The sequence below is a fragment of the Ochrobactrum sp. SFR4 genome, assembly GCF_019730395.1.
Classification (GTDB): Bacteria; Pseudomonadota; Alphaproteobacteria; order Rhizobiales; family Rhizobiaceae; genus Pseudochrobactrum.
Genome location: NZ_JAAPBB010000610.1, coordinates 1 through 295 on the forward strand (window position 1 = coordinate 1; position 295 = coordinate 295).

Genomic DNA, 295 nt, shown 5'->3' on the forward strand with positions numbered 1-295 from the left:
TGATGCGGATAGCGGTCACGATAAGCGAGATCAAGCCCCACTTCCTCCAGCGCTTTGTTCACCGCACCAGCAATCTCGGCTCTGGGCATCAGGCGATGCACTTTCAGAGCCTCACCGACAATCTGATTGACCTTCATGCGCGGATCGAGCGAAGCATAAGGATCCTGAAAAACCATCTGTACTTTTAACAAGAAGTCGAGTTTCTCACGGCCTTTGAGTTTTTCAACCGCCTGCCCGTCATAAAGCACGTTGCCTTCTGTTGGCTGATAAATGCCCGTTGCCATGAGGGACAGCG

The 295-nt window shown here is 52.2% G+C and carries 1 protein-coding gene; it reads right to left on the reverse strand.

Translation table 11 applies throughout. From position 1 onward, the window contains the following. Positions 1–295, reverse strand: a 295-nt coding sequence (locus HBA93_RS20480; protein ID WP_353619421.1) for an ATP-binding cassette domain-containing protein, incomplete at both ends; no start/stop codon positions are given.